Annotated in this window: 16 protein-coding genes; 7 read left to right on the top strand and 9 right to left on the bottom strand. The window is 46.4% G+C overall.

Features of this window, described 5'->3' with window-relative positions; translation table 11 throughout:
- Positions 1–32: 32 nt before the first annotated feature.
- The 4 genes from BHK98_RS03815 to BHK98_RS03800 all read right to left on the bottom strand — a co-directional run bounded on the left by BHK98_RS03815 (position 33) and on the right by BHK98_RS03800 (position 1,328).
- A complete protein-coding gene (locus tag BHK98_RS03815) occupies positions 33–458 on the bottom strand; it encodes a ribbon-helix-helix domain-containing protein (protein ID WP_075712261.1) in 426 nt (141 codons plus the stop codon).
- Entirely contained in the window at positions 455–664 is a 210-nt protein-coding gene (locus BHK98_RS03810; protein WP_075712260.1) for a hypothetical protein, read from the bottom strand. The genes BHK98_RS03815 and BHK98_RS03810 overlap by 4 nt, the downstream gene beginning before the upstream one ends.
- Before the next feature lie 14 nt (positions 665–678).
- The gene (locus tag BHK98_RS03805; protein WP_075712259.1) at positions 679–966 is read right to left on the bottom strand and encodes a hypothetical protein; all 288 of its coding nucleotides are present in this window, start codon (positions 964–966) and stop codon (positions 679–681) included.
- A gap of 152 nt (positions 967–1,118) precedes the next feature.
- Positions 1,119–1,328, bottom strand: a complete 210-nt coding sequence (locus tag BHK98_RS03800; RefSeq protein WP_075712258.1) for a hypothetical protein — start codon at positions 1,326–1,328, stop codon at positions 1,119–1,121.
- Between the two features lie 687 nt (positions 1,329–2,015).
- Here BHK98_RS03800 and BHK98_RS03795 point away from each other — a divergent pair.
- The 4 genes from BHK98_RS03795 to BHK98_RS13465 all read left to right on the top strand — a co-directional run bounded on the left by BHK98_RS03795 (position 2,016) and on the right by BHK98_RS13465 (position 4,669).
- Positions 2,016–3,503 carry a transposase gene (locus tag BHK98_RS03795; protein WP_075712257.1) on the top strand — a complete coding sequence of 496 codons (1,488 nt, stop codon included), beginning with the start codon at positions 2,016–2,018 and terminating at the stop codon, positions 3,501–3,503.
- A gap of 105 nt (positions 3,504–3,608) precedes the next feature.
- On the top strand, positions 3,609–4,205 hold the full coding sequence (locus tag BHK98_RS03790; protein WP_075712256.1) for a hypothetical protein: 597 nt from the start codon (positions 3,609–3,611) through the stop codon (positions 4,203–4,205).
- 12 nt (positions 4,206–4,217) lie between these two features.
- Positions 4,218–4,466 carry a hypothetical protein gene (locus BHK98_RS03785; RefSeq protein WP_075712255.1) on the top strand — a complete coding sequence of 83 codons (249 nt, stop codon included), beginning with the start codon at positions 4,218–4,220 and terminating at the stop codon, positions 4,464–4,466.
- Between the two features lie 29 nt (positions 4,467–4,495).
- The gene (locus BHK98_RS13465; RefSeq protein ID WP_158024452.1) at positions 4,496–4,669 is read left to right on the top strand and encodes a hypothetical protein; all 174 of its coding nucleotides are present in this window, start codon (positions 4,496–4,498) and stop codon (positions 4,667–4,669) included.
- Between the two features lie 392 nt (positions 4,670–5,061).
- Here BHK98_RS13465 and BHK98_RS03780 read toward each other — a convergent pair whose 3' ends face one another.
- From BHK98_RS03780 to BHK98_RS03760, 5 genes are all read right to left on the bottom strand, one after another.
- Complete coding sequence (locus BHK98_RS03780) at positions 5,062–5,253, bottom strand: hypothetical protein (RefSeq protein ID WP_075712099.1); 192 nt, start codon at positions 5,251–5,253, stop codon at positions 5,062–5,064.
- Entirely contained in the window at positions 5,250–6,473 is a 1,224-nt protein-coding gene (locus BHK98_RS03775) for a transposase (RefSeq protein WP_075712254.1), read from the bottom strand. The genes BHK98_RS03780 and BHK98_RS03775 overlap by 4 nt, the downstream gene beginning before the upstream one ends.
- A 254-nt stretch (positions 6,474–6,727) precedes the next feature.
- Complete coding sequence (locus BHK98_RS03770; protein ID WP_075712099.1) at positions 6,728–6,919, bottom strand: hypothetical protein; 192 nt, start codon at positions 6,917–6,919, stop codon at positions 6,728–6,730.
- A complete protein-coding gene (locus tag BHK98_RS03765) occupies positions 6,916–8,568 on the bottom strand; it encodes an ISL3 family transposase (RefSeq protein ID WP_158024447.1) in 1,653 nt (550 codons plus the stop codon). The genes BHK98_RS03770 and BHK98_RS03765 overlap by 4 nt, the downstream gene beginning before the upstream one ends.
- Before the next feature lie 147 nt (positions 8,569–8,715).
- Positions 8,716–9,174: a transposase gene (locus BHK98_RS03760; protein ID WP_143404524.1), complete on the bottom strand. Its 459-nt coding sequence runs from the start codon at positions 9,172–9,174 to the stop codon at positions 8,716–8,718.
- A 255-nt stretch (positions 9,175–9,429) separates the two neighbouring features.
- Between BHK98_RS03760 and BHK98_RS03755 the strand changes: the two genes are divergently transcribed.
- From BHK98_RS03755 to BHK98_RS03745, 3 genes are all read left to right on the top strand, one after another.
- Entirely contained in the window at positions 9,430–10,647 is a 1,218-nt protein-coding gene (locus BHK98_RS03755) for an IS256 family transposase (protein ID WP_342718868.1), read from the top strand.
- A 329-nt stretch (positions 10,648–10,976) separates the two neighbouring features.
- Positions 10,977–12,068 carry an alanine/ornithine racemase family PLP-dependent enzyme gene (locus tag BHK98_RS03750; RefSeq protein WP_075712251.1) on the top strand — a complete coding sequence of 364 codons (1,092 nt, stop codon included), beginning with the start codon at positions 10,977–10,979 and terminating at the stop codon, positions 12,066–12,068.
- Positions 12,061–12,891, top strand: a complete 831-nt coding sequence (locus BHK98_RS03745) for a hypothetical protein (RefSeq protein WP_075712250.1) — start codon at positions 12,061–12,063, stop codon at positions 12,889–12,891. Before BHK98_RS03750 ends, BHK98_RS03745 begins: the two co-directional genes overlap by 8 nt.
- Positions 12,892–12,913 lie beyond the last annotated feature (22 nt).

Here is a 12,913-nt window from a genome sequence, read left to right as displayed (position 1 = left end):
CGGAGGGCCAACCTTCCGGGATTTTTTTGATATCACTTGAGGATCATCTCAGTCACAATTTCGGACTGAGATTTACCTGACTCTGCAGCGAGACGCTTCAGAGTCTCGACTGCCATATTAGAGAGACTCAGAGAGATCAGTCTCTTAGAGTCATCTTCTTCGACGGGGCCGAACACGGCCTCATATTCATCGGCTTCCAGATGCTTTTCCGCCCAATCACGGGCATTTTCAAAGCTAAGTGGAATAATTTTTTCGCCGCCGGTCCATTCGTTCTGACCGACGGTCTTGGCATACTTTGATGACGGGCCGCCCTCACCGTGGAGGAAAAATTCCCCTGTCCTCTTCTGGTAAAGCGTCTCCTGCCAGAAACCGAAATCGCTTCTGTTGCTGTATCCGTCACAGCCGATCTCTTTGGCTGTGTCAGTGTCATATCGCCGGTTATCAATTATTTTTTTCATCTTTCATCCTCCTCACGGTAATAAATAAGTTCGTAGTCAGTATCGGGGCCATATTCCCCGAATAAATTAATTTCACATTCCGGCTGGATCACAATGTGATCCTCCCCGATATCCATGGACAAGCCCGTGGGAACAGGCTTGCCGTTTACGATCTCCGTGATCTCATCAACGCTGAGCTTCACGTTTTTATGTCTTATTATTTTCAAGATTCCTCCTCTTTCTAAAAATAATGCTCTTCATTGTCCGCCCCGATGTATCTATCGTGCATCGCTTTTGCGGAATCAATACCAGCGAAAACGATCTGTGACGGATGCAGTCCGGCCGCTTTTTTCCCCTCGGTGAAATCAGCATATTTGCGGCGAGTTCCGAAGTTGTCGTTATTTACGATGATGTCACCCCTATCATCACCAAAATTTATGATAACAGCTTTCACCTGCTTGTTAACATTTGTGTGGTCCTCCGAGTGTCCGAGTTTCTTATACATTCTTGTTGTTCTTTCAGCCTTCATAATTTACCTCCTATCGGCTCGTGTTCTTTACTGTATCTATATATTATCATACATTTATATAAATGTCAATAGAAAATTGACTTTATATAAAAATAAATTTGCGAAATGTGCCCTCGTAACCTCCGGGGCGGGGTATAAAATCGAATCGCTCACTACCAACCGCAAGACATGGCATCAAATTCTGCCTTTGTCTCGTTCAACAACTCTTTCGCGTTAGCCTCTGAGAAGTTGCCGGCATATTCCACATCATCACTTGCGGGGAATTTGTTTGCAATCTCCTCACAGGCCTTGCGGCTTGCGGCGAAAAATGTTCTTGCGCTGTTCCACCCCAAATTGTTCACTCTTACTTTCCACAGTTTCATTTTTTATCTCCTTTCGGTTCCGTTCTTTACTGTACCTATATAATACCACGACTTTATATAAATGTCAATAGGAAATTGACTTTATATAAAATAAAGTTTAAGACATGCCAAAAAACATTGGCTAAAGGCGGAGTGAACAGGTGACACAGCATACATAAAAAACTATGCCACACTTTTACCATGCTTTTTAACGTATTTCAGTAAATTCAACGGTTATAGATGACGAAGCGCGTCCCCCTTATCTCCACCATATTAAGACGACGCATTGATACAATGTGTCGTTTTTAGTTGAAGCCCTTGATACCAAAGGGTTTCAGCGTTTCAGGGCCCACTCTGGATGGTAAATCCGGAGTGGATTTTCACTGTTTTTGAAGAAATATCTGGCAATTGAAATGAGGCAAAGTGTCAGAGTAGGGGGCAAAATGTCGGAGTCCTGGGACATAATGGTTAGGATTGACTAACGGGGGGTATTGCGTTACAATCAAATTACATCACTGAAACCTCAAATTTAACGTATATATGAATCCTGCTAAATTACGTACATAATAAGGCTTCCAGATCAATGCATAGCCCTATAGTGCCTGAAATACTGGCTTTGCGCAATATTTTGTATTCGAAACCCTTGATTTAGCACTACATATCTGGTACGCTTATTACGTAATTAACGTATATATGCGAGGTACCAAAATGAGCATTCCGCAATCGATCAAGGAGAAAAAGCCTGCACAATTCGGAGCGGTGGAGATCCGCCGATTCGGTGACGACAAATATTATGTCTACCAGATCTCATCCAAATGGGATCCCGAAAAGAACCGTCCGAAGAAGGTAACTGGCAAAAGTATTGGCAAGATCACCGAGGCTGACGGGTTCATCCCTAATGCCAACGGACTGAGGCTGATGGCAAAGATGCACATCGCCCCTGATGTGGCACCAGTAGTAAAGAACTATGGCGCATATGAGTTGATGCAGCAGCTCTCTCCTGATCTCAGTGATCAGATCAAGACATTCTTCCCGAACATGTTCCGGGAGATAAGAACGATCTCACTGATCAGACTCGTGGACAGGGTCTCGTCTGCAAAGATGATCCAGCCGGTTTTCCTTGACTCATATATGAGTGACATTTGCGGGGACATCGCAGCATCTGAGACATCCGTGCGCAGATTCGTTTCTAAGCTTGGCACCATGCAGGATACCATCGATGCATTCATGAGGTCCCGTGTCATGCCGAGCACGACTCTGCTGTTTGACGGCACTTCGATCTTCTCAAGGTCGCAGGACTCGCTGGCGGTCAAAGGATACAATCCTGATCACAGCCGGAACACTCAGGCTCGCATGCTGTATGTCTTTGAGAAGGATACTCACATGCCGGTCTTCTACCGCATTCTTCAGGGATCGATAGTTGACAAGACGGCATTCATCGATACGGTAAAGGCGTCCGGGTGCAGGGACTGCATCATCATTGCAGATAAGGGTTTCTACTCAAAGAGGAACCTTTCTGTGCTGATGGAGGCTGGGATGAAATATATCCTGCCTCTGCAGGACAACACCGTGAATGTTGAAAATTCCTTCTATGAAGACAAAGACGACAACAAATTCGATGATGTGTTTTCCTACAACCACAGGCCTGTCTGGTACCGAAAGAAATCCAGCGGTAACAAGGGCAACTTCATATACACGTTCCGTGACGACATACGCAAGGCAGAGCTTGTCGAACGCTATGTGGTCAAGGCTGAGAATGACTACGGCGAAGAAGACCGTAAGCCAAAAGATGTCCTCAAGCAGATCCGTATGGGATACTTCTCATTCTGCAGCAATCTCGACGTGGAGCCGCAGGAGATATATCTTGCGTACAAGCAGCGCTGGGATATTGAGCAGTGCTTCGATTACCTGAAGAACAGCGTCATCTGTTCTGCATCTCATGCACGCACAGATGATTACTTCCGTGGCTGGGCGTTCCTGAACCATATAAGCCTGTTGTATTATTATGGCTTGCTCAATGCACTCAGAAGCACCGGGCTTGACGAACGCTATTCAGCCGAGGATGTCCTGAAGCTGGTAAAGAACATCTACAAAGTCGATGCCGGCGATGCCGAAGGGTACCGCGTTTCAGCTATCCAGAAGAAGACTCATCGTGTGCTGAACACACTCGGAGTCGACCTATTACGTGAAAACTAATGTTTCAGTGTTACATATAAAACACAAAGCTATGGGGTCGTAGCCAGCAATTAGGAAGGAGATAATGATGAAAACTAAGATTTAGCGTCAATAGTAGCCATAACAATGATAGTTATCTTTGTTCCAACATCATCGTTTGCTTTTGAAGAACAAGATTATACGGAAGAAAAATATAATAATCAGTTTAATAATGAGTACGAAATTACATCTATGGAAGAATTGAAACAAGAAATTGAGACTGCTAATGAAAATGATGATGTAAGCAAGGCGGAAGCTAAAGAAATATTATCCGAGGTTGAACCTGAGGTAATGAAAGAATATATCGAATTTGTTGATGAAACTGTAAGTACGGAAGTAAATAACAGTGAACCTGATAAGGTTATGTATGATTCTGTCTGTGACAAGAGTACAGAAATATATTATATTGATGTTGATGGTCTGTCTAAAGCAGAATTAACAATCACAGACCAAGAAGAACAAACACCAATTCAGAAACAAGTTTCAATAATAAAGGAAACGGTCTGCCCGAGTGTTTATGCAGCTACAAATGGAGAGCGGAAGTGGAAATATTATAATAAAGACGGAAGCAAAAAAGCCAGATATTTTACAGCTAAATACAAAAGATACGTGGGTGCAGGCTACGGTGTGTTTTGTACGGAAAACCATTATTATGTCAGCAGTAGTGGAATTCAGGAGAGATAAGGGGATAGTTGGGTGTCAACATTTGTTGGAGTTACCGTTGAAGTTACGGGGAATAAGGATAGCATAGAAGATAAATGGGCTAAATCAGAAGGAGAGGATGCTCATATCAAAACTAGATGGAACCTAAAACAGACTGTCGGATATGAAGGAAATAATGTATACTATTATTACACAATTTATGAACGCACAAAAATCAAATACATAAAGAAGGATTCGGATAATCATAGAATAAAAGTAGAGCACACATGGTCTAAAATATAAGCAAAATATTTGAAAGGTGGGTGATCTTCATGAATATTATTATTTCTCTGTTGTTAGCACTTATTCCTGTTTTAGTTGTTGTTGCGATAATAGTAATTTTAGTTAAGGTAGTAAAAAAGCATTTTGAATATCAAAAGGAGACGAATAGACTGCTTGGTGAAATTAACGATAAAAAGAATGAATCACACAAAACGCAAGATTGAATACATAATAAGACCAGTGGAGTACGGGGATGAATATTAAACGGTCATATCTTTATGCTTTGTGTGCACCGGTATTGTCCCGGAGAGCACACCTTTTGAGAGTATGAAACAATCTCTGTAAAAGTTCATTTCTGAGGCCTTTCATGATACAATCAAAATGGGTAATCAAAGTTTTTTAGGGTTTGTCAAAGTTTTTTGGGGGAAAGCATTAGGGTCAGATGTCATTCGTTATGGTCTGTCGTTAGGGACAGTCTGTGGGGTCGTTCATTAGGGGCGAACTATGGGGTCTGAACAAACAAGAACTGAACGGAAAATCAAGCGGAGGATCGATAAGTGATCTCCGCTTTGAATTGCAACGATTCTGATGTCAGTTTTCTTAATGAGAGTTTAGGTTAAAGTACCAGACGTGGGAAGGGTTCGTCTTCATTTTGTTCAGAATGAGCATGGTTTCTGAAATAGATGAATTCATCCCATAGATTCATCCAGGACAGGAATCCGTACAGGCAGTTTAATTCCGTTGTTTGAAAATCGAGATCCGTTTCAAGATCGAGGATATGTTGATGCAGTTCTTGATAGGTGGTCATCTCAAATCACCTCCCTTATTGATGTCAAGAAAGGCTTCGTCCAGTATTCTGCTGGCAGCAATGAAGTCACATGGAAGCCCCGCTTCATTGAGGATCCTATCCGGGTTGTTAAAAGGACTGTTGCCTTCAGCCACCCAGTGCCGAAGGGAAAGAAGCTCGTCCTTTGAGCAGTCGTACATTTCGAGAATCGACTCGAGCTCAGCGTTCAGGACGCGCTGTTTACTCTTAGGAACTGTGTTCCGGTATCTTAAAGAACGAGGCCGGTCTTGTCCGACAGGCTCGCGTCCGTTTAATTGGGGATCGTTTCTTGAAGCAAAGAGGAACCGATTCCGAAAATGGTTGAAATTACGGAAACCCCGCCCCATCCGTTTCAGATCTTTGGCCTTTCTGTTCGTGGATTCGATAGGACCGTTGGACAATCTCGAAATGATAGCGCCCCCGTTTTTATCAAGCCGTTCCATCAGAACGAATGAGTTGATGATAGGTTCCCTGTGTCGTTTCAGGAGTCTGGAAAAACGGATAAAGATGTCGTGATCGCAATGGGCGTAGTCATTGATCAGTTGATTCAATTCGATTGCCGCCTTTTGAGGCTTGCCGGCATTTACTGTGTTGAATCGCACATAACGCTCTTTCAGATCATGGAGTTCTTTCAACGCGGGATCAATGAGAAAAAAGCGTTCCTTGTAATCGGAGGTTCTCATCAGGCATCTGAAGTGCCGGTCCATGTGTGGTTCCTCGTGATATGTGATGGAATCTGCATTGGAAAGTAAAAGGAAACGGTAGTGCTTCAGCAGATACAGTTCATCGGACATTGGAAGCCTTACCTGGTGTCCGGCCTTTTCCGACAGTTTTTTCTGCCGTATTTCGTCACGCTCTCTGATCGTATTCTGCAGATCGCGTATGAAATCCGCAAGTTCTTTGACGATCCACTGGATCACATGGAAAGAATCTACGACAGATACTGCGTTCGGAAAGTATCTCTCAACATAGCGAAGATATTCATTGTTCATGTCCGTGATGAGATATTGAACGGCAAAACGTTCTTCCTTTGGAATGGATGCGAAGTATGGTTCAGTCACATTCTGCCTGCGGCTTTCGAGCAGATCAATCACTTCTCCTGTATGAAAATCCTGAACGACCAGCGCATATTGACATATCTGATCGATGTCGAGATGAACTTCGTCGATGCTGATCGCATCCGTCAGGGCAATCCTCTTCATGTTGACATACCGGTCAAATACGGGTAATCAAAGTTTTTTAGGGTTTGTCAAAGTTTTTTGGGGGAAAGCATTAGGGTCAGATGTCATTCGTTATGGTCTGTCGTTAGGGACAGTCTGTGGGGTCGTTCATTAGGGGCGAACTATGGGGTCTGAACAAACAAGAACTGAACGGAAAATCAAGCGGAGGATCGATAAGTGATCTCCGCTTTGAATTGCAACGATTCTGATGTCAGTTTTCTTAATGAGAGTTTAGGTTAAAGTACCAGACGTGGGAAGGGTTCGTCTTCATTTTGTTCAGAATGAGCATGGTTTCTGAAATAGATGAATTCATCCCATAGATTCATCCAGGACAGGAATCCGTACAGGCAGTTTAATTCCGTTGTTTGAAAATCGAGATCCGTTTCAAGATCGAGGATATGTTGATGCAGTTCTTGATAGGTGGTCATCTCAAATCACCTCCCTTATTGATGTCAAGAAAGGCTTCGTCCAGTATTCTGCTGGCAGCAATGAAGTCACATGGAAGCCCCGCTTCATTGAGGATCCTATCCGGGTTGTTAAAAGGACTGTTGCCTTCAGCCACCCAGTGCCGAAGGGAAAGAAGCTCGTCCTTTGAGCAGTCGTACATTTCGAGAATCGACTCGAGCTCAGCGTTCAGGACGCGCTGTTTACTCTTAGGAACTGTGTTCCGGTATCTTAAAGAACGAGGCCGGTCTTGTCCGACAGGCTCGCGTCCGTTTAATTGGGGATCGTTTCTTGAAGCAAAGAGGAACCGATTCCGAAAATGGTTGAAATTACGGAAACCCCGCCCCATCCGTTTCAGATCTTTGGCCTTTCTGTTCGTGGATTCGATAGGACCGTTGGACAATCTCGAAATGATAGCGCCCCCGTTTTTATCAAGCCGTTCCATCAGAACGAATGAGTTGATGATAGGTTCCCTGTGTCGTTTCAGGAGTCTGGAAAAACGGATAAAGATGTCGTGATCGCAATGGGCGTAGTCATTGATCAGTTGATTCAATTCGATTGCCGCCTTTTGAGGCTTGCCGGCATTTACTGTGTTGAATCGCACATAACGCTCTTTCAGATCATGGAGTTCTTTCAACGCGGGATCAATGAGAAAAAAGCGTTCCTTGTAATCGGAGGTTCTCATCAGGCATCTGAAGTGCCGGTCCATGTGTGGTTCCTCGTGATATGTGATGGAATCTGCATTGGAAAGTAAAAGGAAACGGTAGTGCTTCAGCAGATACAGTTCATCGGACATTGGAAGCCTTACCTGGTGTCCGGCCTTTTCCGACAGTTTTTTCTGCCGTATTTCGTCACGCTCTCTGATCGTATTCTGCAGATCGCGTATGAAATCCGCAAGTTCTTTGACGATCCACTGGATCACATGGAAAGAATCTACGACAGATACTGCGTTCGGAAAGTATCTCTCAACATAGCGAAGATATTCATTGTTCATGTCCGTGATGAGATATTGAACGGCAAAACGTTCTTCCTTTGGAATGGATGCGAAGTATGGTTCAGTCACATTCTGCCTGCGGCTTTCGAGCAGATCAATCACTTCTCCTGTATGAAAATCCTGAACGACCAGCGCATATTGACATATCTGATCGATGTCGAGATGAACTTCGTCGATGCTGATCGCATCCGTCAGGGCAATCCTCTTCATGTTGACATACCGGTCAAATACGTTGATGGCGTATGTGTCAGAAGTGTTGAACTTCCTTGCGATATCTGCGGCAGACTTAGTCAGATCCCGGAATTCATTGACGATGAGAAAGTCGGCTGCGTTTGTGTTCCGACGGTGTTTACTTATGAAATTAAAAGATTCATTTTCTTCATATCGACATTGCCCGTTCGTACAGCGCCAGCGCCGCTGCTTCAGTAAAAGGACTAACTGATACGTGTCCTGCAATATCGGATGATTGACCCTTCGGATCCTGATCCCTCTGGAATGCATTCGAAAGCTGCACCGGGGACAGAATCTGATCTCCGGTGGTGTCGACAACGTAACCGTTTTGACACGTCCCTCTGTGGAGATGTCCTCGATTGTTATTGCAGGGTCTTCTAATTCAAGAAATCTTATGATATCATTCATGTATGCTCCTTTCATTTTAAAATCGTTGCAGTTATATGATAAATGAAGAAGCATAGAGGAGGCAATCACGGCCTCCTCTAATCATTTTGAGTTCTTTTGCCCCTACGCACTGCCCCCATTGTCAGACCCCACGGAAGGAGCCCACTGTTAGACCCGAATGAACAGAGACCCTAAAAAACTTTGATTACCCTCAAATACGTTGATGGCGTATGTGTCAGAAGTGTTGAACTTCCTTGCGATATCTGCGGCAGACTTAGTCAGATCCCGGAATTCATTGACGATGAGAAAGTCGGCTGCGTTTGTGTTCCGACGGTGTTTACTTATGAAATTAAAAGATTCATTTTCTTCATATCGACATTGCCCGTTCGTACAGCGCCAGCGCCGCTGCTTCAGTAAAAGGACTAACTGATACGTGTCCTGCAATATCGGATGATTGACCCTTCGGATCCTGATCCCTCTGGAATGCATTCGAAAGCTGCACCGGGGACAGAATCTGATCTCCGGTGGTGTCGACAACGTAACCGTTTTGACACGTCCCTCTGTGGAGATGTCCTCGATTGTTATTGCAGGGTCTTCTAATTCAAGAAATCTTATGATATCATTCATGTATGCTCCTTTCATTTTAAAATCGTTGCAGTTATATGATAAATGAAGAAGCATAGAGGAGGCAATCACGGCCTCCTCTAATCATTTTGAGTTCTTTTGCCCCTACGCACTGCCCCCATTGTCAGACCCCACGGAAGGAGCCCACTGTTAGACCCGAATGAACAGAGACCCTAAAAAACTTTGATTACCCATCAAAATCATGGAGGGCCTTAGTTTATGGCAAAAAGAGAAAGAAAATCCGTACATCACGTGGAAATGACGGACGGGAAACGAGCGATCATTCAGGGACTGCTGCAGGAATATGATATCCAGAATGCTCAGGATATCCAGGACGCGTTGAAAGATCTTCTCGGTGGAACCATCAAAGAAATGATGGAAGCAGAGATGGATGACCATCTCGGGTATGAAAAGTCAGAGCGGACGAGCGATGACCGTGAGGGCCGTAATTACAGGAACGGCTACAAAAACAAACGTGTAAATTCCAGCTATGGCAGTATGGATATCGATGTGCCGCAGGACCGGAATTCTTCCTTCGAGCCGAAAATCATGAAGAAGCGGCAGAAAGACATTTCTGACATCGATCAGAAAATTATCTCCATGTACGCGAAAGGGATGACAACGAAGCAGATCTCGGAAACGATGCAGGATATCTATAGGTTCGAGGCGTCGGAGGGCTTTATTTCCGATGTTACAGACAAGATCCTCCCACAGATCGAAGAATGGCAGAACCGGCCGCTTTCCGCGGTATATCCGATCATATTCATCGATGCCATCCATTTCTCCGTACGGGAGGACAGTATCGTTCACAAGGTGGCCGCATATGTGGTTCTGGGAATCAACACCGAAAGAAAGAAGGAAGTCCTTTCTCTGGTCATCGGAGAGAACGAGAGTAGCAAATACTGGCTCACTGTATTGAATTCATTGAAAAACCGTGGTGTCCAGGACATTCTTATCCTCGGCTCGGACGGACTCTCCGGGATCAAAGAGGCGATCACAACTGCTTACCCGGAGACGGAGCAGCAGCGCTGCATCGTCCATATGGTGCGAAACACGCTGAAATATGTGGCAAACAAAGACATGAAAGAATTCGCCAAAGATCTGAAAACAGTCTATACGGCGGTAAATGAAGAAGTCGCTCTGGAGCAGCTCGAAAGAGTGAACGGAAAATGGTCGCCGCAGTACCCGTATGCCATGAAACGCTGGTATGAGAACTGGGATGCTGTTTCTCCGATCTTCAAGTTTTCCGCGGACGTTCGGAAGGCATTTTACACGACTAATGCGATCGAGTCGCTGAATGCCACGCTGCGCAGGCTGAACCGTCAGAGGTCCGTATTTCCAAGCGCTCAGGCACTTCTGAAGGCTCTGTATCTGGCCACGTTCGAAGCCACCAGAAAATGGACGATGCCGATCCGGAACTGGGGTCAGATCCTGGGAGAACTGGCGATCATGTACCCGGACAGGATCCCAGAATAGAAAAAATCAGCTGATATGCCGAAACCAGAAACGCCCGGAATTGCCGGGTGTCCTTGACATGCCAGCCGATTTCTGATAAACAGTAGACAGGTGCTGAAGGGAAGTTTTTCCCATTCAGATATATTTCATCTCATGAAAGGCCCCAAATTACAGAAAAAATTCCATACTCCCTTCTGATGCTGCAGCCGATTCCCGTATAATCGCTGCAGCCTATTTTTGTATAACCGTCCAAAGCGATTGAATTTCCTGCCGGGATGTAATAGAATATTTATTAGTGACAGTGGAGTTTGTCTACCTGCCATGATATACGATGAAAGGAAGTACTATATATGGTAAAACAGCTATATCCGAGAGTTGAGATCAATCTGGAATATTTAAAGGAAAATGCGGAGCAGATGGTGAAGCGATGCGCGGACAAGGGAATCGAGATTGCCGGTGTCATCAAGGGCACGACGGGACTTCCGGAATGCGCCAGAGCTTTTGCGGAGGGCGGATGCACCATGATTGCCTCTTCGCGTCTGGAGCAGCTGGAGGACGCGCGGAATGCGGGCATAGAACTGCCGTTTCTGCTGCTGCGGGTGCCGATGCCCAGCGAGGTTCCGGAGGTTATCCGGCTGACGGATATCAGTCTGAACAGCGAGCTTTCCGTTTTGAAGGCGCTGAATGAAGAGGCCGGAAGGCAGAACCGGAAGCACGAGGTCATTCTCATGGCGGATCTGGGCGATCTGCGGGAAGGCTACTGGGACAAGAATGAGATGACAGATGTGGCGGAACAGGTGGAAACCGGGATGGAACATCTGGAGCTGGCAGGCGTGGGCACCAATCTGGGCTGCTACGGCTCGATTCTGGCAACAAAGGAAAAACTGGACGAACTGGTGGATGTCGCAGAGCGCATTGAAGCGAGAATCGGCAGAAAGCTCCGGTACATTTCCGGCGGAGCGACAAGCAGTCTGATGCGCGTTCTGGACGGGGATATTCCCGAGCGGATCAATATGCTCCGGTGCGGGGAGGGAATCCTCCTGGCCAGAGACCTGGAGCTGTTCTATGGCTATGATATGAGTTTTATGCATCAGGATGTGTACACGCTGAAGGCAGAGATTATTGAAGTGAAAGAGAAACCGACGCATCCGGTGGGACAGATCTCGGTGGACGCTTTCGGGCATACCCCGGATTACGTGGACCGCGGAATCCGGAAGAGAGCGCTTCTGGGAATCGGTAAGGTCGATTACGGGAGCATCGAGGACATCTTCCCGAGGGAGAAGGGAGTTCAGGTGATCGGAGCCTCCAGCGACCACACGATTCTGGATGTGGAGGAGTGCGGACGGGATCTGAAGCCCGGAGATATTGTGGATTTCGATATCAACTATGCATCCCTGGTCTACGTGACAAACTGCAGGAATGTGCAGATCGTCTATGTATAGAGATACGCCTGTCAGAATTCCGGAGAAGGATCTTCGTGTTCCTGCGGAGCAGTATTTCATCAGGGCGGGCGGCCGCGGCCTGACGGGGATAGGCCGGGAGGTTTTTCTTTCCGGCGGGCGGCGGTGCCGGGACGCGCGGATACAGGAGATCGATATCCGTGCGGTCGTTTCATTCTGTGACACAAAGTGGGAGTCCCCGAACTCCGTTCTGCTGAAACACGCGCACGCCGCGAAATCTTCGGAATTCCCGGAGTATGTGCGCCTGACGGCGCCCGTGCTGGAACAGTACGCGAAAACTTCGGTGACGGGAGCTTATGTCTGGTTTCTGAGCGTTTCGGGATTAGAATCTGCCGGTGTCAGCATTGACGGGGAGAAATCCTGCGCCGACATGGACAGCGGGAGCACCGGAGCAGACATGGACGATGAAGGCATTGTCGGCAGTAAGGTTGATGGGAGCACCGGCGCCGGGAGCATGGAGACCTTCTACGAAACGCTCTGGGAGGAAAGCTATCTGGCGGCGGCTGTTTCCCGGCTGAAGAAGGACTTCTCTGAAGAACTTCCTCCCGGACATACCCTTTCCCCGCAGATGGGGCCGGGGTATTACGGAATGGCGATGGAGGAAATTTTCGTTTGCGGAGAACTGGCGGATCCCGGTGCCGCGGGCGTTGAGATTTCCGGGACGGGTTCGATGCGGCCGGCGGCCGCCGCGGCAGGCATATATTTTGTGCTCCCGGAGGACGCCCCGGTTCCAGGTCAGGCGTGCAGGAGCTGCTTAGGAGACCCTCGCGGATGCGGGTTTTGTCTCTTGCGGAACAAAGACTGATTCGATATAATAAAAAAGGAGA

The organism is Hornefia porci (assembly GCF_001940235.1).
GTDB lineage: Bacteria > Bacillota > Clostridia > Peptostreptococcales > Anaerovoracaceae > Aminicella > Aminicella porci.
This window is presented reverse-complemented; position numbering and strand designations above follow the sequence as displayed.